The sequence below is a fragment of the Streptomyces sp. NPDC052496 genome (assembly GCF_040679095.1).
GTDB lineage: Bacteria > Actinomycetota > Actinomycetes > Streptomycetales > Streptomycetaceae > Streptomyces.
Genome location: NZ_JBFAUH010000005.1, coordinates 265918 through 291718 on the forward strand (window position 1 = coordinate 265918; position 25801 = coordinate 291718).

At 72.7% G+C, this 25801-nt stretch carries 25 protein-coding genes; 19 read left to right on the top strand and 6 right to left on the bottom strand.

Annotated features, from left to right (window positions below; translation table 11 throughout):
* Window positions 1–30: 30 nt before the first annotated feature.
* On the top strand, window positions 31–1425 hold the full coding sequence (locus tag AB0L45_RS10035; RefSeq protein ID WP_365837947.1) for a hypothetical protein: 1395 nt from the start codon (window positions 31–33) through the stop codon (window positions 1423–1425).
* A 160-nt stretch (window positions 1426–1585) separates the two neighbouring features.
* Here AB0L45_RS10035 and AB0L45_RS10040 read toward each other — a convergent pair whose 3' ends face one another.
* On the bottom strand, window positions 1586–2839 hold the full coding sequence (locus tag AB0L45_RS10040) for an MFS transporter (RefSeq protein WP_365837949.1): 1254 nt from the start codon (window positions 2837–2839) through the stop codon (window positions 1586–1588).
* Between the two features lie 207 nt (window positions 2840–3046).
* Here AB0L45_RS10040 and AB0L45_RS10045 point away from each other — a divergent pair, with 207 nt between their 5' ends.
* Window positions 3047–3595 (top strand): TetR/AcrR family transcriptional regulator, encoded by a 549-nt coding sequence (locus AB0L45_RS10045; RefSeq protein WP_365837951.1) that lies wholly within the window; start codon window positions 3047–3049, stop codon window positions 3593–3595.
* A 124-nt stretch (window positions 3596–3719) separates the two neighbouring features.
* Here AB0L45_RS10045 and AB0L45_RS10050 read toward each other — a convergent pair whose 3' ends face one another.
* Entirely contained in the window at window positions 3720–4256 is a 537-nt protein-coding gene (locus AB0L45_RS10050; protein WP_365837953.1) for a DUF1453 domain-containing protein, read from the bottom strand.
* 61 nt (window positions 4257–4317) lie between these two features.
* Between AB0L45_RS10050 and AB0L45_RS10055 the strand changes: the two genes are divergently transcribed.
* The 3 genes from AB0L45_RS10055 (at window position 4318) to AB0L45_RS10065 (ending at window position 6630) form a co-directional block, all read left to right on the top strand.
* Window positions 4318–4965, top strand: a complete 648-nt coding sequence (locus AB0L45_RS10055) for a TetR family transcriptional regulator C-terminal domain-containing protein (protein WP_365837955.1) — start codon at window positions 4318–4320, stop codon at window positions 4963–4965.
* Between the two features lie 224 nt (window positions 4966–5189).
* Entirely contained in the window at window positions 5190–5903 is a 714-nt protein-coding gene (locus tag AB0L45_RS10060; protein ID WP_365837957.1) for a GNAT family protein, read from the top strand.
* Window positions 5904–6069: 166 nt separating this feature from the next.
* Window positions 6070–6630: a DUF4232 domain-containing protein gene (locus AB0L45_RS10065; protein ID WP_365837959.1), complete on the top strand. Its 561-nt coding sequence runs from the start codon at window positions 6070–6072 to the stop codon at window positions 6628–6630.
* Between the two features lie 30 nt (window positions 6631–6660).
* On the opposite strand, the gene AB0L45_RS10070 is transcribed toward AB0L45_RS10065, so the two are convergent.
* Both AB0L45_RS10070 and AB0L45_RS10075 read right to left on the bottom strand, forming a co-directional pair.
* On the bottom strand, window positions 6661–7803 hold the full coding sequence (locus AB0L45_RS10070) for an NADH-quinone oxidoreductase subunit D (RefSeq protein WP_365837961.1): 1143 nt from the start codon (window positions 7801–7803) through the stop codon (window positions 6661–6663).
* 181 nt (window positions 7804–7984) lie between these two features.
* On the bottom strand, window positions 7985–8986 hold the full coding sequence (locus tag AB0L45_RS10075; RefSeq protein ID WP_365837963.1) for an SAM-dependent methyltransferase: 1002 nt from the start codon (window positions 8984–8986) through the stop codon (window positions 7985–7987).
* A gap of 230 nt (window positions 8987–9216) precedes the next feature.
* Here AB0L45_RS10075 and AB0L45_RS10080 point away from each other — a divergent pair, with 230 nt between their 5' ends.
* Complete coding sequence (locus AB0L45_RS10080; protein WP_365837965.1) at window positions 9217–10428, top strand: sensor histidine kinase; 1212 nt, start codon at window positions 9217–9219, stop codon at window positions 10426–10428.
* A 311-nt stretch (window positions 10429–10739) separates the two neighbouring features.
* Window positions 10740–11426, top strand: a complete 687-nt coding sequence (locus tag AB0L45_RS10085) for a response regulator transcription factor (protein WP_365837967.1) — start codon at window positions 10740–10742, stop codon at window positions 11424–11426.
* A 109-nt stretch (window positions 11427–11535) separates the two neighbouring features.
* Here the strand turns inward: AB0L45_RS10085 and AB0L45_RS10090 are convergent, their stop codons facing one another.
* Window positions 11536–12648: a DUF5937 family protein gene (locus AB0L45_RS10090; protein WP_365838075.1), complete on the bottom strand. Its 1113-nt coding sequence runs from the start codon at window positions 12646–12648 to the stop codon at window positions 11536–11538.
* A gap of 170 nt (window positions 12649–12818) precedes the next feature.
* Between AB0L45_RS10090 and AB0L45_RS10095 the strand changes: the two genes are divergently transcribed.
* From AB0L45_RS10095 to AB0L45_RS10145, 11 genes are all read left to right on the top strand, one after another.
* Window positions 12819–13166 (top strand): hypothetical protein, encoded by a 348-nt coding sequence (locus AB0L45_RS10095; protein ID WP_365837969.1) that lies wholly within the window; start codon window positions 12819–12821, stop codon window positions 13164–13166.
* A gap of 210 nt (window positions 13167–13376) precedes the next feature.
* Entirely contained in the window at window positions 13377–14339 is a 963-nt protein-coding gene (locus tag AB0L45_RS10100; RefSeq protein WP_365837971.1) for a DUF2520 domain-containing protein, read from the top strand.
* On the top strand, window positions 14336–15361 hold the full coding sequence (gene panC / locus AB0L45_RS10105) for a pantoate--beta-alanine ligase (RefSeq protein ID WP_365837973.1): 1026 nt from the start codon (window positions 14336–14338) through the stop codon (window positions 15359–15361). The genes AB0L45_RS10100 and panC overlap by 4 nt, the downstream gene beginning before the upstream one ends.
* Window positions 15358–17193, top strand: coding sequence for an L-aspartate oxidase (locus AB0L45_RS10110; RefSeq protein WP_365837975.1), 1836 nt, complete (start codon window positions 15358–15360; stop codon window positions 17191–17193). Before panC ends, AB0L45_RS10110 begins: the two co-directional genes overlap by 4 nt.
* A gap of 29 nt (window positions 17194–17222) precedes the next feature.
* Window positions 17223–18230: a carboxylating nicotinate-nucleotide diphosphorylase gene (gene nadC, locus AB0L45_RS10115; RefSeq protein ID WP_365838077.1), complete on the top strand. Its 1008-nt coding sequence runs from the start codon at window positions 17223–17225 to the stop codon at window positions 18228–18230.
* Window positions 18231–18235: 5 nt separating this feature from the next.
* On the top strand, window positions 18236–19033 hold the full coding sequence (locus AB0L45_RS10120; protein WP_365837977.1) for a type III pantothenate kinase: 798 nt from the start codon (window positions 18236–18238) through the stop codon (window positions 19031–19033).
* 244 nt (window positions 19034–19277) lie between these two features.
* On the top strand, window positions 19278–19904 hold the full coding sequence (locus AB0L45_RS10125) for a hypothetical protein (RefSeq protein WP_365837979.1): 627 nt from the start codon (window positions 19278–19280) through the stop codon (window positions 19902–19904).
* A gap of 46 nt (window positions 19905–19950) precedes the next feature.
* The gene (locus AB0L45_RS10130; protein ID WP_365837981.1) at window positions 19951–20130 is read left to right on the top strand and encodes a hypothetical protein; all 180 of its coding nucleotides are present in this window, start codon (window positions 19951–19953) and stop codon (window positions 20128–20130) included.
* Between the two features lie 140 nt (window positions 20131–20270).
* Window positions 20271–20759, top strand: a complete 489-nt coding sequence (locus tag AB0L45_RS10135) for a BlaI/MecI/CopY family transcriptional regulator (RefSeq protein ID WP_365837983.1) — start codon at window positions 20271–20273, stop codon at window positions 20757–20759.
* A gap of 9 nt (window positions 20760–20768) precedes the next feature.
* Window positions 20769–21287 (top strand): amino-acid N-acetyltransferase, encoded by a 519-nt coding sequence (locus AB0L45_RS10140; protein WP_365837985.1) that lies wholly within the window; start codon window positions 20769–20771, stop codon window positions 21285–21287.
* Between the two features lie 156 nt (window positions 21288–21443).
* Window positions 21444–21776, top strand: a complete 333-nt coding sequence (locus AB0L45_RS10145; RefSeq protein ID WP_365838079.1) for an Lsr2 family protein — start codon at window positions 21444–21446, stop codon at window positions 21774–21776.
* Here the strand turns inward: AB0L45_RS10145 and AB0L45_RS10150 are convergent.
* Window positions 21707–22408, bottom strand: a complete 702-nt coding sequence (locus AB0L45_RS10150) for an SCO3374 family protein (protein WP_365837987.1) — start codon at window positions 22406–22408, stop codon at window positions 21707–21709. The two genes, AB0L45_RS10145 and AB0L45_RS10150, sit on opposite strands and share 70 nt — an antisense overlap.
* A 508-nt stretch (window positions 22409–22916) precedes the next feature.
* Here AB0L45_RS10150 and AB0L45_RS10155 point away from each other — a divergent pair.
* Window positions 22917–25436 (top strand): ATP-dependent Clp protease ATP-binding subunit, encoded by a 2520-nt coding sequence (locus AB0L45_RS10155; protein ID WP_073760604.1) that lies wholly within the window; start codon window positions 22917–22919, stop codon window positions 25434–25436.
* Window positions 25437–25801: the final 365 nt, after the last annotated feature.

The window sequence follows — 25801 nt, forward strand, 5'->3', positions numbered from 1 at the left end:
CGGCTTCTTCCTCCCGTGACGGTCGCCGGTGTGTCCCTAGCCTGCGCCTCGGGTGTCTGGTTCGCCGGTGATGACCTGGTACAGGGCGCTCTCGCCACGGGCGCGGCGGCTGCCGCGGTCACCGGTTCCGTACTGCTGCGCGCGTGGGACCGTACGGCGGGCAAGAGCGTCGCCGAGCTGAAGAACGCCCGGGTGCGGGACGAGTGGAAGACCGACGAACGCATAGCCGAGCTGGAGACGGACCTGGAGGAGTCCCGCGAGATACGCGGCAAGCTGGACACCAAGCTGCGCTCCAAGCGGGCCGAGCTGGCCCGGCTGCGCAGTGAGCATGCCGAGCTGCTGCGCCGCTACGCCACCGCCGAGACCGAACGGGCCAGCGCCCTGGAGGGCCGCCGGCTGCTCGCCATCGAGGCCGGGGAGCCCGCCGGGGAGCTGACGGCCGGGGCGGCGGACGGCCCGGACGCAAGCATGCCGGGCGCGCTCACCGCGGTGATGTACCACCGGGCGGCGGAAGCTCTGCGGCAGCTGCCGCGGAACGCGGCCCGCCAGGCCGGGTCCGCGCAGGAGCGGGACGGTGAGGACGGCCAGGGGAATTCCGCGGCGGCCACCGAGCGCCCGGCCGCGCGAGGCCGGACCCGTAAGGCCCCCGCCCCGAAGCCGGGCGGTCCGAAGCCGGGGGCACGGATGCCCGCTGCTCCTGGGGGCGCGGGTGCCGCGGGTGCCGCCGGGGCCGGGGCCGCGGGTGGGGCTGCCGCTCGTACGGGCTCCGGGGACGACGGCCGGGACGGAGGGGCCGGCGGGCAGCGGCAGCCGGATTCGGGTGCTGAGCCGGGTGCGGCGGACACGGCCGCGGGTACGGCTGGAGCGGCCACGGATGCGGCCGGTGACTCGGTCATGGACACGGTCGCCGGGCAGCGGGACGGGGGCAAGGCGTCCGGTCTGCGCCCGGTTCCGGCCGCGGCGGCCGTCATCGCACCCGTACGGGCCCAGCGGCTGCCCGCCTCCCGAGTGCAGGGCGGTTTCGACTTCTTCGGTACGGCCACCGGCACCGGCGCCGTGCGCGGCGCGACGCCGGAGACCGGACCGGGCACGGGCACGCCGTCGACCGTGTCCCGGCGGCCGAAGCCGGTCCGGCAACTGGAGGAGGACCTCGCCGACGTGGTCGGGGACGAGGCGGTCGCCGAACAGTCGGCGCTCGGCCGGGCCCGTACGACGGAGGGAGTGACGGGCGGTGGGAGCAAGTCCGGTGCGGCGAAGCCGGCCGGGAGCGCCGACGCGGGGGCCGGTGCGGAGGTGGACGTGGATGCGGACGTGAATGCGGATGCAGACGCGGATGCCGGCAGCGGTGAGGTCATTGATCTGACCGCGCACGACGAGACCGAGCAGATCGACATGGCGGAACTGCGCAGCGCGGTCTCCTCCTGACCAGTGACCAGTGACCAGTGACCAGTGACCAGTGACCAGCGACTCGATGACCAGGAACTCGATGACCCGGTGATGCACTGATCCGGTGACTCACTACTGACCCGGCGCCCGGCGGTGGCCGCCCTGCCCATCGGCAGGTTGTGCACTGCCGGGCGCTTCGTCATGAGCGGTCAGGGAGCCCCGCTCCCGCCCCCGCCCCCACGCCCGCCCCTGTCCGCTCCGCCCGTGGCCGGTGTACGGCCGTCAGTACGGCGGCGGCCAGGGCGAATCCGGCGGCCAGCCACGGCAGCCGGGCCGCGCCCACCGTCTCCAGGCCGACGCCGCCCAGGCCGCCCGCCAGCGACACGGCGAGGTAGATGGCGGCCGCGTTGAGGGAGACGGCCACGGACTGCGCCTGTGGGGCGAGCGCGGCGATCCGGTGCTGCTGCGGTGTGGTCACCGAGAACGAGACCCAGCCGGAGACCGCCACCGCGACCAGCGCGGCGGGCAGCCACTCCCGGCTCAGCGGTACGAGGGCGAAGACCACGGTGAGCGCGAGCGCGGCCCCGAGGACCACCCGCCGCGGGCCGAAGCGGTCGGCCAGGTGTCCGGCGACCAGGTTTCCCGCCGTACCGGTGATGCCGAAGACCAGGAGCAGGACAGCCGTCAGGCCGCCCTCCCCGTGGTCGAGCACGGGCCCGTACACGGCGCTGATGTACTCGAAGGGGATGTAGATCCCCACGAAGACCACGACGGTGACCACGAGCGTGTACAGGACCCCGCGGTCCGCCAGCGGGGCGAGGCGGCGGCGCAGGCCGCGGGGAGTGTCGGTGTGCACGCGCGGCAGGCGGGCGGCGAGCAGCGGTACGACGAGCAGCGGCAGGACGGTGACCAGCCACATGGTGGTGCGCCAGCCGTATGCGCCGCCGATGGCGGTGCCGAGCGGCGCACCGAGGATCAGCGCGGAGGTCAGCCCGGTGTTCACCAGTGCGAAGGCGCGCCCACGGGACGCCGTGCCGGCGAGGGCGGCGGCGGTGGCCGAGGCGTTCGGGGCGTAGAGCGCGGCGCCCGCCGCCGCGACGACGCGGGCGGCCAGGGCCGACGGGTAGCCGGGGGCGAGGGCGGTGGCCGCGTTGCCGAGTGCGAAGACGACCAACGCGGTGAGCAGGACCGTACGCCGGGACCAGCCGGCGGTGAGCGCCGCCAGGAGGGGCGAGAGGACCGCGTAGGCGATGGCGAAGACGGTGACGAGCTGACCGGCGGCGCCGAGCCCGATGTGCAGGTCGGCGGCGATGTCGGGCAGGACGCCGGCGATCACGAAGGCGTCGGTGCCGACGACGAACGTGCCGAGGGCGAGCACGGCTCCATGGAAGCGCCAGTCCGCCGCGCCCGGGGCGGTGGGTGTGGTCGCGGCGTCCGGTGGGGCTGGTGGCACCAGTAGTGCTGGTGGTTTCGCGAGTGGGGGAGGTGACGGAGGCAGTGACGGGGGTGGGGGTGGGGGCGGCGGTTGATCGGGCGCGCTGTTGCGGGGCATGCGGCGGTCTCCGGGCTCCGTGAATGGTACTGATCGGTACCGTCTGCTGGAATGGCGAGACGGTACCGATCGGTTCCGTATGGAGTCAAGGTTGGTTATCGTGGCCGTATGCCGACCAACGCCCGGGAACGCCTCGTCAGGGCAGCCGAAGACCTCTTCTACGCCGAGGGCATCCGCGCCGTCGGCGTGGAGCGGCTGCTGGCCACCTCGGGAGTGGGCCGGGCCTCGTTCTACCGGCACTTCGCGAGCAAGGATGACCTGGTCGTGGCCATGATCGACGGTTACGGCCGGCGCTGGTTCGACTGGCTGCACGCCGCGGTCGCCGAGCGCGGCGGCACGCCGCTCGCCCTCTTCGACGCCCTCGCCGAACGCTTCTCGGCCGACGATTACCGCGGCTGTGCCGCCATCAACACGATGGTCGAGATCGCGGACCCGGCGAGCACCGCGCACCGCGCCGCCGCCGCCCACAAGCTCACGATGATCACGTACGTCGCCGAACTGCTCACCGAGGCGGGGTATGTGCGCGACACGCGGGAACTGGCCGAACAGCTCGTCCTGCTGATCGACGGCGCCCAGGTCACCGCCCTGCGCGAACGCTCGGCGGCGCCCGCCCACCGCGCCAAGGCGGTGGCGACGGCCCTCCTCGCGGCTACCTGACTCGCCGGGCGGCCCGTTACGGGGGGCTGTTTGGCTCGTCGCGTGCCGCGTCACGTACGGCCCGTTACGGGGGCGCGGCCGTCACGTGCGGCCCGTTACGAGGGTGCGGCCAATCACGTACGGCTCACCGGGAGTGGCGGCCGAGGAAGGCGAGGGGCTCCCGCTCCGGCGAGAAGGGGGTGCCCATTTTCCGCGCGCGGTAGTAGATCAGCAGGGACTCGCCCAGGAAGCTGACCCCGATGGTGAGCTGGGTGGGGCGCGCGTACGGGTGCATCCCCATGTGCTCGGCGAGGGCTCCGTACCCGGCCGAGACCAGCAGTGACGCGATGACGACGAGGAACGTGCGGCCGGTGTAGCGCTGCCACAGGGTTCCGTCCTTCTCGAAGAGGTGCACCAGGGTGCCGCGCAGGGCGCCGAGTCCGAGGCCGAGCAGCGCGCCGGGGACCACCCAGGCGATGTCGGTCCCGGTCACGCCGTCGGCCTTGGCGACGAAGAGGATGCCGAGGCCGGTGAGGACGGCCGGGCCGGCGAACAGGTCACGGACGTTGACCGGCTCGCCCATCAGTCGCTTGGCGATCACGATGACGAGTACGGCGACGACGATCGCCGCGAGCAGCCAGCCGTTCACGAATCCCCCTGTGTGCACTGTGGTGGCGGACACGGGCGTTATTTAGCTCACCCGTGCCAAAAATAATTTAGCTCGGGCGTGCCACAATGGCAAGATGCCGAAGATCGTCGACCCCGAAGCCCGCCGCCAGGCCGTCGCCGACGCCGTCCTGCGCGTCATCGCACGGGAAGGGGTGGAGGGCGCCTCCCTGCGCAACGTCGCCGACGAGGCCCGGCTGGCCGTCGGATCGGTGCGGCACTACTTCCGCGACCACGACGAGCTGCTGCTCTTCACCATGCGGGAGCTGAGCGCGCGCATCGACCGGCGGGTACGTACCCACGTGGACCGCCTGCTCGACCCGGCCGCGCGGCGCGAGCGCCCGGCGCGGGTGGAGGAACTGATCGGGGAGTTCCTGGCCCTGGACGGGGAGCGGCGCCAGGAGGCGGTCCTCTGGGCGGCGTTCTGCGGCGCGGCCCGGCTCCGCCCGGAGCTGCGGGCGTGCGCGGTGGAGATGGAGACCGGCCTGCGGGCCCTGCTGGCGCGGGTGCTGCGCGGGGCGCAGGAAGCCGGTGGCCTGCCGGCCGACCTGGACGTGGACCTGGAGTGCCTGCGGCTGTCGGCCCTGCTGGACGGGCTCAATCTGCGGGCGATGCTGGAACCGGAGTACGTCACTCCCGAAGCGCAGCGGGCGGTGCTGCGGCGGCATTTGCAGGGGCTGAAGGCGGGCTGGGGAGGTATTGAAGGCGGGCTGAGGAGGGATTGAAGGCGGGCTGAGGGCGGGCTGAGGGCGGGGCGGAGCCTGCTGAGGTCCAGTCTGAAGGCGGGGCCGAGACGGGGCCGAGGAGGGCCGAGGAGGGCCGAGGCGGGGCGATGAGGGGCGAGGCGGGGCGAGGCGGGGCGAGGCGGGGCGAGGCGGGCCGAAGACGGGCTGATGGCCCCGCGCTCATCCGGTCGACGGACGCGGAGCGCGTTCGGCAGCATTTCTTCATGGAGCAGCCTCACCGACACCACTGGCCCCTCTACGGACTCCGCATCCGGACACCACGCCTCGAACTCCGCCTGCCGGACCTCGCCCTGCTCGACGAGCTGGCCGCGGTCGCCGCCGACGGCGTGCACGACGCGGCCGAGATGCCGTTCACCGTGCCGTGGACGGATGCGGCTCCCGAAGAACGCGGGCGCGCGACGTTCCAGCACGTACTCGCCACGGTCGCGCAGTGGACTCCGGAGAGCTGGACGCTCAGCCTCGCCGTGGCCCGGGAGGACCGGCGGGAGGGCCGACCGGAGAGGCTGCCGGAGGACCAGCCGGAGGACCGGCCGGAGGGGCGGGTGGTGGGGCGCCAGGACATGGTCGGCACCGCGTTCGGGGTGACGAGGGAAGTGGAGACCGGGTCCTGGCTGGGACTGGCCCATCAGGGGCAGGGCATCGGTACGGAGATGCGGGCCGCCGTCCTGCACTTCGCCTGCGAACAGCTCGGGGCGCACACCGTGACCTCCGCCGCGATGACGGACAACGCCCCGTCCCTGGCCGTCTCGCGCAAGCTCGGCTACGTACCGGACGGCGTGCAGGTCGCCGCGGTACGCGGGCAGGTGCGGACGCTGCAGCGGCTGCGGCTGGACCGGGCGGGGTGGGAGGCGCACCGGACGGTGCCGGTCCGGGGGGAGGGGTGGACGGGGGAGTGCCGGGCGCTTTTCGGGGCGTGAGGGGGCCGGGGCGGCGCGAACGTCGCGGCCGGCGCCGTTCCCGTACGGGTACGCTGGCGGCCGACTTGATCAGCGACTGGCGTACGCCGTACGGGGCGGCGCGGGAGCCGGGCCGAACGCGGGGTGGGCAGTGGCCGGAGCAGTCACCACAGGAGCGACCGGACCGGTGACGCGGACGGTACTGGCAGTCGTACTCGGCGTCACGGTGCTCGCCGCGGCCGGCTGTTCGGCCGGCTCCGCGCCGCAGGCCCGGTCGACGGCATCGCCCGAGGCCAAGCCGTCCAGGACCGCGCCCGACTGTCCCGAGGACGGCGTCGCCATCAAGGGCTCCCGAGTGGACGCCGCCATGGGCACCCGCGCGATGGGCATCACCCTGACCAACTGCGGCGAGCGGCCGTACCAGGTCAACGGTTACGCGGGCGTCCAGGTGCTCGACGAGGACCGCAAGCCGTTGGCCGTGAAGATCAGCCACGGCTCGGACATCGTGGACGACGTCGGCCCCGAGCCGCTCACACTCCAGCCGGGTGAGCACGCGAGCGCCGTACTGATGTGGCGCAACCGCGTGACGGACGGGACGGGCCCCGCCGTGAACGGCGCGTTCCTGGCCCTCACTCCGGCCGCGGGCGGCAGCCGTCCGCAGCTGGTCCGCGAGCTGATCGACCTCGGGTCCACCGGCAAGCTGGGCATCACGGCATGGCACCGGAAGGGCCCGAAGCCACGCACGTAGCCCCAGGGCCCGGCTTCCGGCCCCGCCCCGCTACTTGTCGATGTCGCCGACCACGAAGAACAGCGACCCGAGGATGGCGACCATGTCCGCGACGAGCGTCCCCGGCAGCAGTTCGGTCAGCGCCTGGATGTTGTTGTACGACGCCGAGCGGAGTTTGAGGCGGTACGGGGTCTTCTCGCCCTTGGAGACCAGGTAGTAACCGTTGATGCCGAGCGGATTCTCGGTCCAGGCGTAGGTCGCGCCTTCAGGGGCCTTGAGGACCTTCGGGAGGCGCTGGTTGATCGGGCCGGGCGCCAGGCCGGCGATCCGGTCCAGGCAGGCGTCGGCCAGGTCCAGGGAGTTGTGCGTCTGCTCCAGGAGGCACTCGAAGCGGGCCAGGCAGTCGCCCTCCTCCCGGGTGACCACCTTGAGGGTGTCCTGGAGGTCGGCGTACGCCAGGTACGGCTCGTCACGGCGCAGGTCGAAGTCGACACCGGAGGCGCGGGCGATCGGCCCGGAGACGCCGTACGCGTGCACCGCCTCGCGGCTCAGTACGCCGATGCCGCGGGTCCGGCCGCGGAAGATCTCGTTGCCCAGGACCAGCCGGTCGAAGACGTCCATCCGGGAGCGGACCTCGGAGACGGCGTGCCGGGCGCGCCCGAGCCAGCCGGCCGGCAGGTCCTCCTTGAGGCCGCCGACGCGGTTGAACATGTAGTGCATCCGGCCGCCGGAGATCTCCTCCATGACGTTCTGCAGCTCTTCGCGCTCGCGGAAGGCGTGGAAGACGGGCGTGATGCCGCCCAGTTCCAGGGGGTAGGAGCCGAGGAACATCAGGTGGTTGAGGACCCGGTTCAGCTCGGCGAGCAGCGTACGGGTCCACACGGCGCGCTCGGGGACCTCCATGCCGAGCATCCGCTCCACGCCGAGGACCACGCCCAGCTCGTTGGAGAAGGCCGACAGCCAGTCGTGGCGGTTGGCGAGCATGATGATCTGGCGGTAGTCGCGCGCCTCGAAGAGCTTCTCGGCGCCGCGGTGCATGTAGCCGATCACGGGTTCGGCGTGCTGGATGCGCTCGCCGTCCAGGACGAGGCGCAGCCGCAGCACGCCGTGCGTGGAGGGGTGCTGCGGGCCGATGTTCAGCACCATGTCGGTGCTCTCCGCCGCGCCGCCGATGCCGACCGTGGTCTCCGTCATGGGGACAGTCTTGCAGTTCGCCGCGGCGGGTTCGGGCGGCGGTCGGGGAGTACGGGGGCGGACTCTCGACGGGGTGGGCCGACTCTCAACGGGGCCAGAGGGCTCTTGCGGGGCGGGCGGGTTCCTGTGGGGCGAGTGGGTTCTTGCGGGGCGGGCGGGTTCCTGCGGGGCGAGTGGGCTCCTACGGGCCGAGCAGGCCCGTGCAGGTGCCGCCCACCGGTTGCAGCAGCCAGCCGAAGGCGCCCAGGCCCGCCGGGTCGGTCAGCTCCGCCGCCGCGCCCGCCGAGCCGAGGGCCCGTACGTAGGCGGCCGGATCGCTGGACGCCAGGGAGAGCGGCGGGCGGCGGCCGTCGATGCCGAGGGCGTGCAGCGCCTGCCGCTGGGTGAGGTGTTCCGCGCCGGGGCCCGCGCAGGCGTCGAGGGCGACGTGGGCGGTGATGTCACAGGTGCCGTCGGGTACGGGCGGGACCTCGCGGCCCTCGCGGAAGCCGGTCAGGGTGCCGAAGGGCGGGCGGGTGTCGCGGGTGTGCGCGTAATCGGCGGTGGCGGCGAGGCCGGCGCGCAGGGTGCCGACCGCGCGGGCCCAGGCGGTGTCCCGGGGGTGGCCGATCTCGGCGCGCAGTCCGGGGCTCTCGTCCGGTGCGGGCCACCACCGGGCCAGCCACTCGGCGTCCGCGCCGGTCACGGGGTCGCCGAGCCGTTCCGTACCGTCCGCGCGCACCAGTACGCGCCGCGGGACGCCGTCCTCGTCGGTCTCGGCGACGTCGACCGGGACGTTGTCGAGCCACTCGTTGGCGAACAGCAGGCCGGTCAGCGAGCCGGGTGCGGGCAGCTCCGCGAGCCAGGTGACGCGGTGGTCCAGGCCGGCGGGCCGGGGGGCGCGTTCGACGGCGTAGGGGCGCACGCGGGCGCACACCGGCTCGGGGAGGGCCGCCAGCACTCCGGTCAGCAGTTCGCCACGCCCGGCCCCCACATCGATCAGCGCCAGCTCCGCCGGACGGCCCAGAGCCGCGTCGACGCGGCACAGCAGCGTGGCGAGCGCCCGCGCGTACAGGGGAGAGGCGTGTACGGAAGTACGGAAGTGGCCGGCCGGGCCGGGCCCGTCGCCGCTGGTGTAGAAGCCGCCGGGGCCGTACAGGGCCCGCTCCGTGGCGTCCCGCCAGCCGCACCAGTCGTGTGTCACCGCACCACGGTACGCGGCGCGGGCAGCGGCGTACGCCAGGCAGCCGCCGGCCCCGTACCCTGGGCAGTCGCCGGCCGCTTCCCCCGGCAGCCGCCGGCCCGTACGCCGTCGCCGACGGGGCCGCTCCCCCCGGTGGCAGGCCCGTCTCCACCTTGCGGAGTACTCCCGTCCCGAAGGATCGCCCGTCCGGTTGACCCGTACACCTATACGGCCTGCCTACGCTGGGTGACGTGCAGCGTCTCTACGACTTCTTCCGCAGGCATCCGACAGGGGTGGACACCTTCTGGGCCGTCCTCCTGTTCGGTTTCAACTGTCTGATGCTGGCGGCGTCGGCGGAGGTGCAGAGCGACACCGCGACGGGCCTCGAAGCCCTTGTCGTCGCCGCGATGTGCCTGACCCTCGCCCTGCGGCGCAAGGCGCCCGAGAAGATGATGCTGCTGTCCATCCTTGTCGGTCTCTGCCAGATCGCCTTCGACGTACAGCCCAACCCGTCCAACTTGGCGATGCTCGTGACCATTTACACGGTCGCCTCGGGCACCAAGCGCTGGGCCTCGCGCACCGCCCTCGCCGGGGCGCTGACCGGTCCGACGCTCTACGCCGTCCGGTACGGCAACGGCGCGTCCCCGCCCCGCAACCTGTGGGAAGGGCTGTTCGTCATGACCCTGCTCACCGTGCCCTTCGTGCTGGCGTGGGTGCTCGGCGACTCGGTCCGTACCCGCCGCGCGTACTGGGCCCAGCTGGAGGAGAAGGCCGCCCGCCTGGAGAAGGAGCGCGAGACCCAGTCGCGGATCGCGGTGGCCGCCGAGCGCGCCCGCATCGCCCGCGAGCTGCACGACGTGGTCGCGCACAACGTGTCCGTGATGGTCGTCCAGGCCGACGGCGCCGCCTACGTGCTGGACGCCGCGCCCGAGCAGGCCAAGCAGGCGCTGGAGACGATCTCCGGCACCGGCCGGCAGGCGCTCGCCGAGATGCGGCGGCTGCTCGGCGTGCTGCGCACCGGCGAACAGCCCGAGGGCGGCGAGTACGTGCCGCAGCCCGGCGTGGAGCAGCTGGCCGACCTGATCGACCAGGTGCGGGGAGCCGGACTGCCGGTCGACTTCCAGGTGGCGGGCGAACCGCGCCCGCTGCCCAGCGGCGTCGAGCTGACCGCGTACCGCATCGTGCAGGAAGCGCTGACCAACACCCGCAAGCACGGCGGCCCGGACGTCGGCGCCACGGTCCGCCTCACCTACCGGGACGCGGAGCTGGACCTGCTGGTCGAGGACGACGGGCGCGGCGCCCAGCACGAGCTGTACTCGGGCGGCGGGGCGGACGGCCTCGGCCACGGGCTGATCGGCATGCGCGAACGCGTCGGCATGGTCGGCGGCAGCCTGGACGCGGGGCCGCGGCCGGGAGGCGGCTTCCGGATCAGCGCGATCCTGCCGCTCAAGTCGGGGCAGTGAGTCGGGGCAGTGAGACGGGCAGGCGCGCCTGCCCCGCGCCCGTCCGACGCTTCGCGCCCGTCCGACGCCCCCGCGCCCGTCCGGCGGCGCGCTCCCGCCCGTCGCCCCTGCGTCCGCCCGTCGCCCCCGCGCCCGTCCGACGCCCCCGCGCCCGCCCGGCGCCCCACGCCCGTCCATCGCCTCCGCCCCACGCCCGCCCGTCGCCTCCGCCCCCGTACGTACCCTGTTGCCGCGCCCTCGCCGGCCGGCCCTCCCGGCGCCGGAACCACCGGCTCCGCCACCCGCACCGCCGTTGAAAGGGACCTCCTGCCATGACTGTCCGCGTGATGCTCGTCGACGACCAGGTGCTGCTGCGCACCGGTTTCCGTATGGTGCTGGCCGCCCAGCCCGACATGGAGGTCGTCGCCGAGGCCGGTGACGGGGTGGAGGCCCTTGAGGTGCTCCGGTCCACCAAGGTCGACGTCATCCTGATGGACGTGCGGATGCCGCACCTGGACGGGGTGGAGACCACCCGCCGGATCTGCGCGGGCGGGCAGCAGGAGGGCGCGCCGAAGGTGCTCATCCTGACCACCTTCGACCTGGACGAGTACGCTTTCTCCGCACTCAAGGCGGGGGCCAGCGGCTTCATGCTCAAGGACGTGCCGCCGAGCGAACTGCTGGCCGCGATCCGCGCGGTGCAGAGCGGGGACGCGGTGGTCGCGCCCTCGACCACCCGCCGCCTGCTGGACCGGTTCACACCGATGCTGCCGGCGACCGCCGCCGAGCCGGTCCGCCCGGAGATCGGACGGCTCACCGAGCGCGAGCGGGAGGTGCTGCTGCTGGTGGCCCAGGGGCTCTCGAACGGCGAGATCGCGGCGCAGCTGGTGCTGTCGGAGGCCACGGTCAAGACGCATGTGGGCCGCATCCTGACCAAGCTGGAGCTGCGGGACCGGGTGCAGGCGGTGGTGCTCGCCTACGAGACGGGACTCGTACGGGCCGGGGGCGGCGCGGGGGCGTAACGGGGTACGGGCCACGGCGGTGTGATGGCCGGGGCCGACACAAGGACACTGCCGGCCCGGCCGCCGCGCCGGCACCAGGACACTGCCCACCCGGCCGCCGCGCCGGCTCTCAGCGCAGCACGCCCTCCAGGAAGTCGCTGCCCAGGCGCGCCACCACCCGGACGTCCAGCTGGTGCAGTACGTACCGGCCGCGGCGGCGGGTCTGGAGCAGCCCGGCCTTCTTGAGGACGGCGAGGTGCCGGGAGACCTCCGGCGCGGATATGCCGAGCGCGGTGGCCAGTTCACCGGTCGTGTAGGCGGTGCGGGCCAGGTAGCGGCACATCCGTATGCGCATCGGGTGGGCGAGCGCTTCGAGCCGGGACTCGACCAGGGCGACCGAGGCGGGGCCGGCCGGCTCGGGCGCCGCGACCGGGTAGTGGATCACCGGGCGCCAGCCCCGAGCGTGCAGCACGCTCAGGTGCGGCCAGCCGAACGAGGTGGGGACGAAGGTGATCCCGGCCCCGACGGCCGGATCCACGGCCGTGCCGTGACCGTGGGCCAGCTTGTCGACGACGATGCGGGAGCGCGGCTCGTCCAGCGACACCGCGGACGACACCTCGGCCAGCGCCTCGGCCAGCCCCTTGTGGCGCAGCACCTCGGACTTGTGCCGCGCGTCCGCGGCGAGGTGGATCCGTACCCGCTGCCAGACGTCCGCGAAGAACGCCTGCTCGCAGTCCTCCAGCAGGCGGCGGATCCAGGCCCGTACGGCGGGCGGGTCGGCGAGCAGCCGCTGTGCGAAGTCGGCCTGCCGGGGGCCGCGCGCGGTGGCCCGCTCCAGCGCCAGCCGGCGCGCCTCGTCGTCCACCAGCGGCGACGGGCCGCCGCGGCAGTATCCGCTGGTGCAGTTGATCTCCAGCGCGGCGTTCACGAACAGCTCGTCGTCGAGCCGGTCGAGCAGGTCCAGATCCTCGGCGAGCGTCGAGCCCGGCTGTCCGGCGGTGTCCGCGAGCGCGGCGAACGGCATCGACACGTCGGAGAACGTCGGCCCCCACAGGAAGTCCGCCTCGCACAGCCGGTCGGCCAGGTCGGGTTCGAGCGCCCCGGCCGTCGTGGTCGTCCAGCCGTGCAGACCGGGGTGGTGGCCGGGCTCGGCGAGCGCGTGCAGCGCGGAGCCCAGTTCGGCGAGCGGCGAAGGGCTGAACACCAGCCGCTCAGCGGGCAGCCCCGCGATGTCGATCCACACACTCATGTGCCTCTCCCCGTTCCGTGTGCCACAGCCGCCGACCCCAGCCGGCACGCCGGCCGTCCCGCTTCCCTCCCATCATGCGTGCGCCCGTGACCTGCGTCGACGTCGTTTGACGGCTCCCGTCAATCGACGCGCCACCCGGCGTGGGGCGGGCCATCGTGGTGTCCATGAACGCATCCCAGCAGCACATGCTCGACGCCTTCCGCGCCGCCCAGCACGGCGAGAGCGCACCCGTCCTCCCCGGCACCGGTGACGTCCAGGCCATCCGCGAGATCCGCCGGTGGCTGCGCTTCCAGGCCGTGGTCACCGCCCCCGGCGACCGCCCCCTGGCCCGCTGGCGCCGCGCCGTACGCCGGGCCCTCACCCGGCGGCCGGGCCGCCCCGTCCACCCCCGGCAGGCCGCACGCCGCGCCCCGGCCGAGCCGCTGCCCTACCCTCCCCTCGGTCCGTCCTCCGCTTCCTTCTCCACCCCCACCATGCCCGGTCGCACCCGCCTCGGCGACCCCTGTGGATAACCTTGCGCGCCTCCGTCGGCCCTGTGGAAAATTCAAGGGGCGCGGCGGAGGGCGCTCCGGGTAGCAGGCCCGGGAACGCGCCCGGCGACGCACTACGAGACGCCCGTCTCACCCTGCGTACGGCTCCGAAGAGCGCCGGAAACACTCGCGTAGCATGGCGAACGAATCGTCCGGTACCCCCCGCGGACTGGAACGGAAGGCCATCGCCGCGTGAACACAACCCCACCCACCGAGGCCCAGGACCGCCCCGCCCGGCTGACCGTCGGAGTCGTCGGCGCAGGTCGCGTCGGGCCCGCCCTCGCCGCGTCGCTGCAGCTCGCCGGCCACCGGCCGGTCGCCGTGTCCGGTGTCTCCGACGCCTCCGTACGGCGCGCGGCGGCGCTCCTCCCCGACGTGCCGGTCGTCCCGCCGTCGGAGGTCCTGGAGCGCGCCGAACTGGTGCTGCTGACCGTGCCCGACGACGCCCTGCCCGGGCTGGTCGCGGGCCTCGCCGAGACCGGTGCCGTACGGCCGGGCCAGCTGCTCGTCCACACGTCGGGCCGGTTCGGTACGGCCGTCCTCGACCCGGCCACCCGCGCCGGCGCCCTGCCGCTCGCCCTGCACCCCGCCATGACCTTCACCGGTACGCGCGTCGACGTGCAGCGGCTGGCCGGCTGTTCCTTCGGGGTCACCGCGCCCGAACCGCTGCGGATGGCCGCCGAAGCGCTGGTCATCGAGATGGGCGGGGAGCCGGAGTGGATTGCGGAGGACGCCCGTCCGCTCTACCACGCGGCCCTCGCCATCGGCGCGAACCACCTGGTCACCCTGGTGGCCCAGGCCATGGAACTGCTGCGGGAGGCCGGGGTCGGCGCGCCCGACCGGATGCTCGGCCCGCTGTTGGGCGCCGCCTTGGACAACGCGCTGCGCTCCGGGGACGCGGCCCTGACCGGCCCGGTCGCCCGCGGGGACGCGGGCACCGTCGCCGCGCACGTCTCCGAGCTGCGCAAGCGCGCGCCGCAGAGCGTCGCGGGGTACCTCGCCATGGCCCGTACGACGGCCGACCGCGCCCTGGCGCACGGCCTGCTGAAGCCGGAGCTGGCCGAGGACCTGCTGGACGTCCTGGCGAACGTCGGCGACGGCCCTGACCACTCCGAAGAGCCCCCCACCGACCACCCCGAAGAAGGCGGCCGATGAACGCCCCGCGCACGCGTCTGGTGCACACCGCTGCCGAACTGCGTGCCCTGCCGGGCCCCAGCGGGCAGCGGGCCGTCGTCATGACCATGGGAGCCCTGCACGAGGGACACGCGGCCCTGGTCCGCGCCGCCCGTGGCCAGGTCGGCCCGGACGGACAGGTCGTTGTCACCGTCTTCGTCAACCCGCTCCAGTTCGGCGCCGGTGAGGACCTCGACCGCTACCCGCGCACCCTGGAGGCGGACCTCGCGCTGGCCGCCGGGGCCGGAGCGGACGCCGTCTTCGCGCCCTCCGCCGGGGAGGTCTACCCCGGGGGCGCGCCGCAGGTCCGAATAACCGCCGGTCCCATGGGCGGCCTCCTGGAGGGAGCCAGCAGGCCCGGCCACTTCGACGGCGTACTGACCGTCGTCGGCAAGCTGCTCCACCTCACCCGCCCCGACGTGGCCCTGTTCGGGCAGAAGGACGCGCAGCAACTGGCCGTCATCGAGCGGATGGTGGCCGACCTGAACTTCGGCGTACGGATCGTCGGCGTCCCCACCGTCCGCGAGGACGACGGCCTGGCCCTGTCCAGCCGCAACCGCTACCTCTCCGAGGCGGAGCGCCGGACCGCCCTGGCACTGTCCCGGGCCCTGTTCGCGGCCCGCGACCGGCTCGCCGCTGAGGAGACCCTGCGGGACCGCGCCTCGTACGCGTCGCACACCGCCCACCGGGCGCACGACCGTTCCGCGGCGCTCGCCGCCCTCGGTGAGGACCGCGCGGCGGCCGACGCGCACGCCCTCGCGCACGCCGTCGCGACCCCGCTGCGGGGCCCCTCGGTGGCGCGCGCCGCGGCCCGTACCGTCCTGGAGGACGCCGCCCGTCTCGACCCGCCACTGGTGCTCGACTATGTGGCGCTCGTCGATCCGTCCGACTTCACCGAGGTACCGGACGCCTACGAGGGGGAGGCTGTACTCGCGGTCGCCGCCAAGGTCGGCACCACCCGCCTCATCGACAACATCCGCCTCACGTTCGGAGCGCCCCGATGAACGGCACCGACCCCACCGGCCCCGGCACCGACCCCACCGGCCACACCACCCCCGCGGGCCCCGAAAGCCCCATCGGCCCTGAAGCCCCCACCGGCCCTGAAACCCCCACCACCCCCATCCGCCCCACCCTCCGCCTCCAGGCCCCCGCCCCCGGCTGGTCCATCGAGGCCGACGTCGTCGTGGTCGGGTCCGGGGTCGCGGGCCTGACCGCCGCGCTGCGCTGCGCCGCCGCGGGCCGCCGTACCGTCGTGGTGACCAAGGCCCGCCTGGACGACGGCTCGACGCGCTGGGCCCAGGGCGGCATCGCGGCCGCGCTCGGCGAGGGCGACACTCCGGAACAGCATCTGGAGGACACCCTCGTCGCGGGCGCCGGACTGTGCGACGAGGCCGCCGTACGCACCCTGGTCACCGAAGGCCCGGACGCCGTCCGCCGCCTCATCGCCACCGGCGCCCGCTTCGACACCGCGCCCGGCAGCGACGAGATAGCGCTCACCCGGGAAGGCGGGCACCACCGCCGCCGCATAGCGCACGCCGGCGGCGACGCGACCGGCGCCGAGATCTCCCGCGCGCTGGTGGAGGCCGTGCGCTCCCAGGGCCTGCGCACCATCGAGAACGCCCTCGTCCTGGACCTGCTCACGGACGCCGAGGGCCGTACCGCCGGGGTGACCCTGCACGTCATGGGCGAGGGCCAGCACGACGGCGTGGGCGCCGTGCACGCCCCCGCGGTGGTCCTGGCCACCGGCGGCATGGGGCAGGTCTTCTCCGCGACCACCAACCCCGCGGTCTCCACCGGTGACGGCGTCGCCCTCGCGCTGCGCGCCGGCGCCGAGGTCTCCGACCTCGAATTCGTCCAGTTCCACCCGACGGTGCTCTACCTGGGCCCGGACGCGGAGGGCCAGCAGCCGCTGATCTCGGAGGCGGTACGCGGCGAAGGCGCCCACCTGGTGGACGCCGACGGCGTCCGCTTCATGCTCGGGCAGCACGAACTCGCCGAACTGGCGCCGCGCGACATCGTCGCCAAGGCGATCATGCGCCGCGCCCAGGAACAGGGCGCCGAGAACATGTACCTGGACGCCCGGCACTTCGGCGCCGCCATGTGGGAGCAGCGTTTCCCGACCATCCTCGCCGCCTGCCGCGCCCACGGCATCGACCCGGTCACCGAGCCCATCCCGGTCGCGCCCGCCGCGCACTACGCCTCCGGGGGCGTACGGACCGACCTGCACGGCCGGACGACCGTGCCCGGGCTGTACGCGTGCGGCGAGGTCGCGTGCACCGGCGTGCACGGCGCCAACCGGCTGGCCTCCAACTCCCTCCTGGAGGGCCTGGTCTTCGCCGAGCGCATCGCGGACGACATCACGGCCGCGCCCGTCCGGCGGCCCGGCCCCGTCGTCGAGCCCACCGCCGCCCCCGTACCACTGCTCGCCCCCGAGACGCGGCCGGTCATCCAGCGGACCATGACCGCCGGGGCGGGGGTGCTGCGCTCCGCCACGAGCCTCGCCGAGGCCTTCTCCGCGCTGGTCCGCATGCAGCGCGCCGCCGCCGGTCCGGCCCCGGCCGACGGCCCCAAGCCCGCCGAGCCCGGCGTCGAGGCGTGGGAGGCCACCAACCTCCTGATGGTCGCCCGGGTCCTGGTCAGCAGCGCCCGCCACCGCGAGGAGACCCGCGGCTGCCACTGGCGCGAGGACCACGCCGACCGGGACGACGCCGTCTGGCGGCGCCACTTCCTGGTCACCCACCGCCCGCCGCACACCCTGCACTTCCGCACCACCGACACCGCCGCGTTCCCCGCGACGACCGCCGCACCCGCGCCCGAAACGGAGCCGATCCAGTGAGCACCCCCGACGACCTCCCCCTGCACCAGATCGGCCGTCCGGACCAGGCCGCTGACCAGGCCGCCCAGGCCGCGGCCCCGGAAGGCGGCTGCGGCGACTCCTGCGGCTGCGGCGCCGACGACGGCGCGTACGAACTCGACCCGCTCGCCTGCGGGCTGGACCCCGACCTGGCGGCGCTCCTGGTCGCCGCCGGGCTGGACCCCGTACAGGTCGAGGACATCGCCCACATGGCCGTCGAGGAGGACCTCGACCAGGGCGTGGACGTCACCACCGTCGCCACCGTCCCCGAAGACGCGGTCGCCACCGGTGACTTCACCGCCCGTCAGGCGGGCACCGTGGCCGGTCTGCGGATCGCCGAGGCGGTGCTGTCCATCGTGTGCACCGCCGAGTTCGAGGTCGAGCGGCACGTCGACGACGGCGACCGCGTCGAGGCCGGCCAGAAGCTGCTCAGCGTCACCACCCGCACCCGCGACCTGCTGACCGGCGAGCGCAGCGCCCTGAACCTGCTGTGCCGCCTGTCCGGCATCGCCACCGTCACCCGCGCCTGGGCCGACACCCTGGAGGGCACCGGCGCCAAGGTCCGCGACACCCGTAAGACGACGCCCGGGCTGCGCGCCCTGGAGAAGTTCGCGGTGCGCTGCGGCGGCGGCGTCAACCACCGGATGTCGCTGTCGGACGCGGCCCTGATCAAGGACAACCACGTCGTCGCGGCGGGCGGGGTGGCCGCGGCGTTCAAGGCCGTACGGGATGCCTTCCCGGAGGTGCCGATCGAGGTGGAGGTCGACCGGCTGGACCAGATCCCGCCGATCCTCGCCGAGGGCGCCGACCTGATCCTGCTGGACAACTTCACCCCGGAGCAGACCCGCGAGGCGGTGGCGCTGGTGGCCGGGAAGGCGATCCTGGAGTCCTCCGGACGGCTCACCCTCGACAACGCCCGCGCGTACGCCGAGACCGGCGTGGACTTCCTGGCGGTGGGCGCGCTCACCCACTCCTCCCCGATCCTCGACATCGGCCTCGACCTGCGCGAGGAGCGCTGACGGACATGCTGCTCACCATCGACGTAGGCAACACCCACACCGTCCTCGGCCTGTTCGACGGCGAGGAGATCGTCGAGCACTGGCGCATCTCCACCGACGCCCGCCGCACCGCCGACGAACTCGCGGTGCTGCTCCAGGGCCTGATGGGCACCCACCCGCTGCTCGGCGAGGAACTGGGCGACGGCATCGAGGGCATCGCCATCTGCTCCACCGTCCCCTCGGTCCTGCACGAGCTGCGCGAGGTCACCCGGCGCTACTACGGGGACGTGCCGGCCATCCTGGTCGAGCCCGGCGTCAAGACGGGCGTGCCGATCCTCATGGACAACCCGAAGGAGGTCGGCGCCGACCGGATCATCAACGCGCTGGCGGCCGTGGAGCTGTACGGCGGTCCGGCCGTGGTGGTCGACTTCGGTACGGCCACCACGTTCGACGCGGTCAGCGCGCGTGGTGAGTACGTCGGCGGGGTGATCGCGCCCGGCATCGAGATCTCGGTGGACGCGCTCGGCGTGAAGGGCGCGCAGCTCCGCAAGATCGAACTGGCCCGGCCGCGCAGCGTCATCGGCAAGAACACCGTCGAGGCCATGCAGTCCGGCATCCTGTACGGCTTCGCCGGGCAGGTCGACGGCGTGGTCCAGCGCATGGCGCGGGAGCTGGCGGACGATCCGGACGACGTGACGGTGATCGCCACCGGCGGGCTGGCGCCCATGGTGCTCGGCGAGTCCTCGGTCATCGACGAGCACGAGCCGTGGCTGACGCTGATCGGGCTGCGCCTGGTGTACGAGCGCAACGTCACCCGGGGGTGAGCCGGCCGGGGACGGGCGGACCCGGCCTGCCCGGGCTCACCCGTCCTGTCACCGGGCTCACCCGGACTGCCGGGGCTCCCCGCCCGTCCCGCCCGGACTCGTTGGGTGAAATGCCCAGTTGGGGACTGTTGGCCCGACCATTGGCCCCTATGTGGCCTTTATCGTCGAACGTGAGTTACACGACACTTGTGGCGCTCTAATCGTGTTAAGCAGTTTTTGTCCGTCGGCGGCGTAAGGTCGGCCCATGCCTATGCCCTACGGATCCCGCGGCGGTATGGCCTTCAGCGCCGACGAGTTGCGCGTCCTGCGGCGCGCGCTCGCCGCCGCGCTCCAGCCGACGCGTCACACGACCGGTGCCTCTGCGGGCTACGACGCCGACGGCGCCCAGGAGGTCCAGGAGTACCTGCGCCTGGCCGAGGCGGTGGACGAGGCGGCGCGCGAGGGCGGCCGGCTGCGGGCCTTTCTCCTCGCCGACCTCGCCCGCTACCGGGAGGCCCTGCCCGGCTCCGCCCACGGCTACCTGGAGCAGCTCCAGGAGGCCCTGACGGCCGGTTACGACCCCACCCCCGCCGATCTCGCCGCCCTGCGCGCCCTGTGCCTGGAGCAGCAGGGACCGGCCGAACACGCGCGCCGTACCGCCCTGCTGCGCCGCTGCGAGGCCCTCGCCGAACGTTCCGTACGGGCCCGCCTGCGCGCCCTCCCCGGCGGCCGGGTCGCGGACGAGCCGCAGCCTGCGCCGCGCCCGGCTCCGCGGCCCGCGCCGGCCTCGCCGCCGAAGGCGCCCCGCCCGGACCGCCCCGTACCGACCCCGGGCGAGGTCTTCCCGCCGCGCCGCAAGCCCGTGCCGCCCCCCGCGGCCCGGACCGCGTGAGCGCTGCGTACCCTGGAATCCTCACTCCCGAAGGAGGCCCCTGGTCATGGATTACGTCGCAGCGCTGGTACCGCCCGTGGTGATGGCCGTGGCGTTCGTCGCGCTCATCGTGACGATCGTGAAGAGCCAGGGTGGCGAGAACAAGTCCAAGGAGGACGCGGCGGTCGACGCCGCGCTGGCCCGCGCCGAGAGCGCCCGCCAGGAGCCCAAGGCGCACGGCGCCTGACCGGCACCGGCCGGGCCCGTCCCGGCCGCTCCCCTCCCGTACGGCCTGAGATTGCGCATCTCGGGCCGTACTGTCTTTTTCCGGGGTAAATCAACCGGGTAAGAACCGGCATTCGCGACATCTCCCACTATTGTGCTGGTGTGCCACGACGCTTGGGTGATCTGGAAGACGCGGTCATGACGCGGGTGTGGGAGTGGAACCGCCCGGTCACCGTTCGGGAAGTCCTGGAAGATCTGCAGAAGGAACGGTCGATCGCCTACACGACGGTGATGACCGTATTGGACAACCTCCATCAGAAGGGCTGGGTGCGCCGGGAAGCCGAAGGGCGCGCCTATCGATATGAGGCGGTCTCCACTCGTGCCGCCTACTCGGCCGCACTGATGAACGAAGCGTGGTCCGCGAGTGACAACCCCGCGGCGGCCCTGGTCGCCTTCTTCGGGATGATGTCGCCGGAACAGCGCCATGCCCTCAGGGATGCCGTACGCATGGTGCAGGCCGACGAACCGGCGGAACCCGCGCCGGCCCCGCCGCGGACCGACCGTACGGAACGGCCCCCGGAACAGCCCGGAGAGGGGGAAGCGGACACCGGAGAAGTACCCGCAGCGGGATCCGGTGACCCGGGGCGATAGCGTCGCGCCATGCCGCCGCTGACTAATGGACTCACCGTCCGCCGTGCCAGGACCAGCGATGTACCGGCCGTACGCCGGCTCATCGACGCCTACTCCCCGGACGGCATCCTCCTCGACAAAGCCACCGTGACGCTTTACGAGGACATCCAGGAGTTCTGGGTGGCCGAGCGGGACCAGGACGCCGAGGTCGTGGGCTGCGGAGCGCTGCACGTCATGTGGGAAGACCTGGCCGAGGTGCGCACATTGGCGGTGGACCCGCGGCACAAGGGCACCGGAGTCGGCCACCTGGTCCTCGACAAGCTGCTGCGCACCGCGGGCTGGCTCGGAGTACGGCGCATTTTCTGCCTGACCTTCGAAGTGGACTTCTTCGCCAAGCACGGGTTCGTGGAGATCGGCGAGACGCCCGTCGACGGCGATGTCTACAGCGAGCTGCTGCGTTCCTATGACGAGGGCGTTGCCGAGTTCCTCGGTCTCGAACGAGTGAAGCCCAACACCCTGGGCAACAGCCGGATGCTTCTGCACCTGTGATCAGCGTTCTATGTCCGAATCGCGCCCCTATCTCATAGCTGTGGAAGCAAGCGTTCCCCGGCCACCCTGCAACTGAACCCTACCCAGGGGTTTGTGTTTTTCCCGGAAAAGCGGTTTGCTTTCCGTCGTAATCCGCATTCGATGAAAGGGAAACCGGTGGCACAGAAGGTTCAGGTTCTTCTTGTCGACGACCTCAACGGCGGCGAGGCCCATGAGACCGTGACGTTCGCCCTCGACGGCAAGTCCTACGAGATCGACCTGTCCGACGACAACGCGCAGAAGCTGCGTGAGTCGCTGGCCGAGTTCGTGAAGGCGGGCCGCAAGACCGGTGGCCGTTCCGGTGGCCGCGGCAAGGCGCGCGCGACGTCCGGCGGCAGCCCGGACACCGCGAAGATCCGCGCGTGGGCGAAGGAGAACGGCTACAACGTCAATGACCGCGGCCGGGTGCCCGCGGAGATCCGTGAGGCGTTCGAGAAGGCGAACGGCTGACTCCCGTACCCGCGTTCCGTTTGTCTTCGAGCTTGACGACCGCGCAGCAAGCGGGCCCGGTGGCATTCCGTGGCCGCCGCGCTCACGAGTCGTACGAGGTCGGGGGCGCGCCCCTGGCGATCCGCGAGGGGAACTCCGTGGCCCCCGCGCCCTGCCCCTGTCCCCGTGGTGGGCAGAGTCGCCTCGACCTCGCGTCCCGGCTCGGGAGGCCGCACCCATCCGGCGGCCTCCCGTGGACCGGATCCGTGCGGCCACCACGCCTGCCGTGACGGCGGCGGCGGGGCCGGCGCGGGCATCCGGTCCCCGGTGCCGCGTGCGGTCAGATCCAGCCCCAGTGAGCCCCATTCCAGCCATTCCAGAAGCTCCGGCAGCTCCTCCGCGGACCCCGCGGCCACGAGCACGAGCATCCTGGGACCGGCGGAGCCGCTGCGGTCGATCACCACGGGCCCCGTGGGGCCCACCCGCCCCAGCACGGCCCGGCCCGCGTCGGCGGGCAGGTCGAGGGCGTCGAAGCGCACCCCGGTCAGCAGCTCCACCGGCTCCGAACCGGTGGTGGGCCAGCGCAGCTCGTCCTCGTACCACTGCCGTACGGCGGCGAGGGCGGGGCGGGAGCGCGGGAGCGCGACGGGCATACCGGAAGCAACTCGCGAATCCCCGAGAAGTTACGCTGGGTTGACATACGGGTACGTACTGTCGTCGCGGAAGGGGGTGCGCGGGGGTGCGGCGGCGCATCCGACGGCGCGTGGGTGTTCGCCCATAGCGGATGGAACGGGCCCGCGCCGCATGGACTGTCCGTGGCGGCGGGTAAGACATTCCCAGTGGGGAGAGACGGTGCAGCGGCGTGTGCAGCGCTTTTCCGGAGCGGCGGCGGGCTCCGGGCGGGCGTGTCGGTGACGGGTGCGTTCGCCACGGGCGTACTGACCCGGGGCGTATATGCCTGGCCTGCGGGAACATCGTCTCGCACCATCGGGTTGGAGCAGATGTCGGCTGTTCGGCAGCAGATTTCCCCGCCGTCGCGGGGGTGATCCGGACGGATGTCGGCAGTTGGAATGAGCTGTCCCGTCCCACGGGACTAGCATGCGGAAGGACAGGGAGGGGACCGACCCCTAACTGCCTGACCGCTCTGAGGAGCGATTAACGATGTTCGAGAGGTTCACCGACCGTGCGCGGCGGGTTGTCGTCCTGGCTCAGGAAGAAGCCCGGATGCTCAACCACAACTACATCGGCACCGAGCACATCCTCCTGGGCCTGATCCACGAGGGTGAGGGTGTCGCCGCTAAGGCCCTGGAGAGCCTCGGGATTTCGCTCGAGGCGGTCCGCCAGCAGGTGGAGGAGATCATCGGCCAGGGGCAGCAGGCCCCGTCCGGCCACATCCCCTTCACCCCCCGTGCGAAGAAGGTCCTGGAGCTGTCGCTCCGCGAGGCCCTTCAGCTCGGCCACAATTACATCGGTACGGAGCACATCCTGCTCGGCCTGATCCGCGAGGGCGAGGGCGTCGCCGCCCAGGTCCTGGTGAAGCTGGGCGCCGACCTGAACCGGGTGCGGCAGCAGGTCATCCAGCTGCTCTCCGGCTACCAGGGCAAGGAGGCCGCCACCGCCGGCGGCCCGGCCGAGGGCACCCCCTCGACCTCGCTCGTCCTGGACCAGTTCGGCCGCAACCTGACGCAGGCCGCCCGCGAGACCAAGCTCGACCCGGTGATCGGGCGCGAGAAGGAGATCGAGCGGGTCATGCAGGTGCTGTCCCGCCGTACCAAGAACAACCCGGTTCTCATCGGCGAGCCCGGCGTCGGCAAGACGGCGGTCGTCGAGGGCCTGGCCCAGGCCATCGTCAAGGGCGAGGTGCCCGAGACCCTCAAGGACAAGCACCTCTACACCCTGGACCTGGGCGCCCTGGTCGCCGGCTCCCGCTACCGCGGTGACTTCGAGGAGCGCCTGAAGAAGGTGCTCAAGGAGATCCGCACCCGCGGCGACATCATCCTGTTCATCGACGAGCTCCACACCCTGGTGGGTGCGGGCGCCGCCGAGGGCGCGATCGACGCCGCGAGCATCCTCAAGCCGATGCTGGCGCGAGGCGAGCTGCAGACCATCGGTGCGACCACGCTCGACGAGTACCGCAAGTACCTGGAGAAGGACGCGGCCCTGGAGCGCCGCTTCCAGCCCATCCAGGTCGCGGAGCCGTCGCTGCCGCACACCATCGAGATCCTCAAGGGCCTGCGCGACCGTTACGAGGCGCACCACCGCGTCTCCATCACGGACGAGGCCCTGGTCCAGGCCGCCCAGCTGGCCGACCGCTACATCTCCGATCGCTTCCTGCCGGACAAGGCGATCGACCTGATCGACGAGGCCGGCTCCCGGATGCGCATCCGCCGGATGACCGCGCCGCCGGACCTCCGCGAGTTCGACGAGAAGATCGCCGACGTGCGCCGGGAGAAGGAGTCCGCGATCGACTCGCAGGACTTCGAGATGGCCGCGGGCCTGCGCGACAAGGAGAAGCAGCTCCTGGCCGCGAAGGCGAAGCGGGAGAAGGAGTGGAAGGCCGGCGACATGGACGTCGTCGCCGAGGTCGACGGCGAGCTGATCGCCGAGGTCCTGGCCACGGCGACCGGCATCCCGGTCTTCAAGCTCACCGAGGAGGAGTCCTCGCGGCTGCTGCGGATGGAGGACGAGCTCCACAAGCGCGTCATCGGCCAGAAGGACGCCATCAAGGCGCTCTCGCAGGCCATCCGCCGTACCCGGGCCGGTCTGAAGGACCCCAAGCGTCCCGGTGGCTCGTTCATCTTCGCCGGCCCGTCCGGTGTCGGTAAGACCGAGCTGTCCAAGACGCTCGCCGAGTTCCTCTTCGGCGACGAGGACGCGATGATCTCCCTCGACATGTCGGAGTTCAGCGAGAAGCACACGGTCTCCCGGCTCTTCGGTTCGCCTCCCGGCTACGTCGGCTACGAAGAGGGCGGCCAGCTCACCGAGAAGGTGCGCCGCAAGCCGTTCTCGGTCGTGCTGTTCGACGAGGTGGAGAAGGCCCACCCGGACATCTTCAACTCCCTGCTGCAGATCCTGGAGGACGGTCGCCTGACCGACTCCCAGGGCCGGGTCGTGGACTTCAAGAACACGGTTATCATCATGACGACCAACCTCGGTACCCGGGACATCTCCAAGGGCTTCAACCTGGGCTTCGCCGCCCAGGGCGACACCAAGAGCAGCTACGAGCGGATGAAGAACAAGGTCAACGAAGAGCTCAAGCAGCACTTCCGGCCCGAGTTCCTCAACCGTGTCGACGACACGGTGGTCTTCCACCAGCTCACCGAGGAAGACATCATCCAGATCGTCGACCTCATGATCGCCAAGGTGGACGAGCGCCTGAAGGACCGCGACATGGGCATCGAGCTCAGCGGTGAGGCCAAGAAGCTGCTCGCCAAGCGCGGCTACGACCCGGTGCTGGGCGCCCGCCCGCTGCGCCGGACCATCCAGCGCGAGATCGAGGACGCTCTCTCGGAGAAGATCCTCTTCAGCGAGCTGCGCTCCGGCCACATCGTGGTCGTCGACATCGAGGGTGAGGGCGAGAACGCCAAGTTCACCTTCCGCGGCGAGGAGAAGTCGGCGCTGCCCGACGCCCCGCCCGTGGAGTCCGCGGCCGGCGGCCCGGACCTGTCGAAGGACGCGTGACGGCCGGCGGTACGGACCGGGCGCCCAGCGCCTGACCGGCACGGCAATCGACGCCGCGGCCCGGGACCTGTTTCAGGGTTCCGGGCCGCGGCGTCGTCGTGTGCGGTGGTGCCGTTCGTGTGCGGTGGTGCCGTACGCAAGCGCCGACCGTGAGCGGAAGTGTTTTTCCGTACCGGAAGCGCGCCGGGAGGCCCAGCGGGTGCGGCGGATACCGCGTACGGCGGAAATCCGTATCCACCGGGATGCGGCACCTTCCGCTCCGGTGGGGAAGCGGTGCCGGGTATTGCCCCGGGCGGCCCGAACGTAAAGGGAAAAAGTCATTCCGGTTTGCCGGGGCGGTGCCCGCGAATACGGACCGGACTATT

Excerpts from the sequence above, each read along its gene's own strand:
- AB0L45_RS10045 (WP_365837951.1), top strand. The coding sequence starts at position 3,047 with ATGCCGACCAACGCCCGGGAACGCCTCGTCAGGGCAGCCGAAGACCTC.
- AB0L45_RS10130 (WP_365837981.1), top strand. The coding sequence starts at position 19,951 with ATGGATTACGTCGCAGCGCTGGTACCGCCCGTGGTGATGGCCGTGGCG.
- AB0L45_RS10155 (WP_073760604.1), top strand. The coding sequence starts at position 22,917 with ATGTTCGAGAGGTTCACCGACCGTGCGCGGCGGGTTGTCGTCCTGGCT.
- AB0L45_RS10140 (WP_365837985.1), top strand. The coding sequence starts at position 20,769 with ATGCCGCCGCTGACTAATGGACTCACCGTCCGCCGTGCCAGGACCAGC.
- AB0L45_RS10095 (WP_365837969.1), top strand. The coding sequence starts at position 12,819 with ATGAACGCATCCCAGCAGCACATGCTCGACGCCTTCCGCGCCGCCCAG.
- AB0L45_RS10055 (WP_365837955.1), top strand. The coding sequence starts at position 4,318 with ATGCCGAAGATCGTCGACCCCGAAGCCCGCCGCCAGGCCGTCGCCGAC.
- AB0L45_RS10120 (WP_365837977.1), top strand. The coding sequence starts at position 18,236 with ATGCTGCTCACCATCGACGTAGGCAACACCCACACCGTCCTCGGCCTG.
- panC (WP_365837973.1), top strand. The coding sequence starts at position 14,336 with ATGAACGCCCCGCGCACGCGTCTGGTGCACACCGCTGCCGAACTGCGT.
- AB0L45_RS10085 (WP_365837967.1), top strand. The coding sequence starts at position 10,740 with ATGACTGTCCGCGTGATGCTCGTCGACGACCAGGTGCTGCTGCGCACC.
- AB0L45_RS10150 (WP_365837987.1), bottom strand. The coding sequence starts at position 22,408 with ATGCCCGTCGCGCTCCCGCGCTCCCGCCCCGCCCTCGCCGCCGTACGG.
- AB0L45_RS10070 (WP_365837961.1), bottom strand. The coding sequence starts at position 7,803 with ATGACGGAGACCACGGTCGGCATCGGCGGCGCGGCGGAGAGCACCGAC.
- AB0L45_RS10110 (WP_365837975.1), top strand. The coding sequence starts at position 15,358 with ATGAACGGCACCGACCCCACCGGCCCCGGCACCGACCCCACCGGCCAC.
- AB0L45_RS10125 (WP_365837979.1), top strand. The coding sequence starts at position 19,278 with ATGCCTATGCCCTACGGATCCCGCGGCGGTATGGCCTTCAGCGCCGAC.
- AB0L45_RS10060 (WP_365837957.1), top strand. The coding sequence starts at position 5,190 with ATGGAGCAGCCTCACCGACACCACTGGCCCCTCTACGGACTCCGCATC.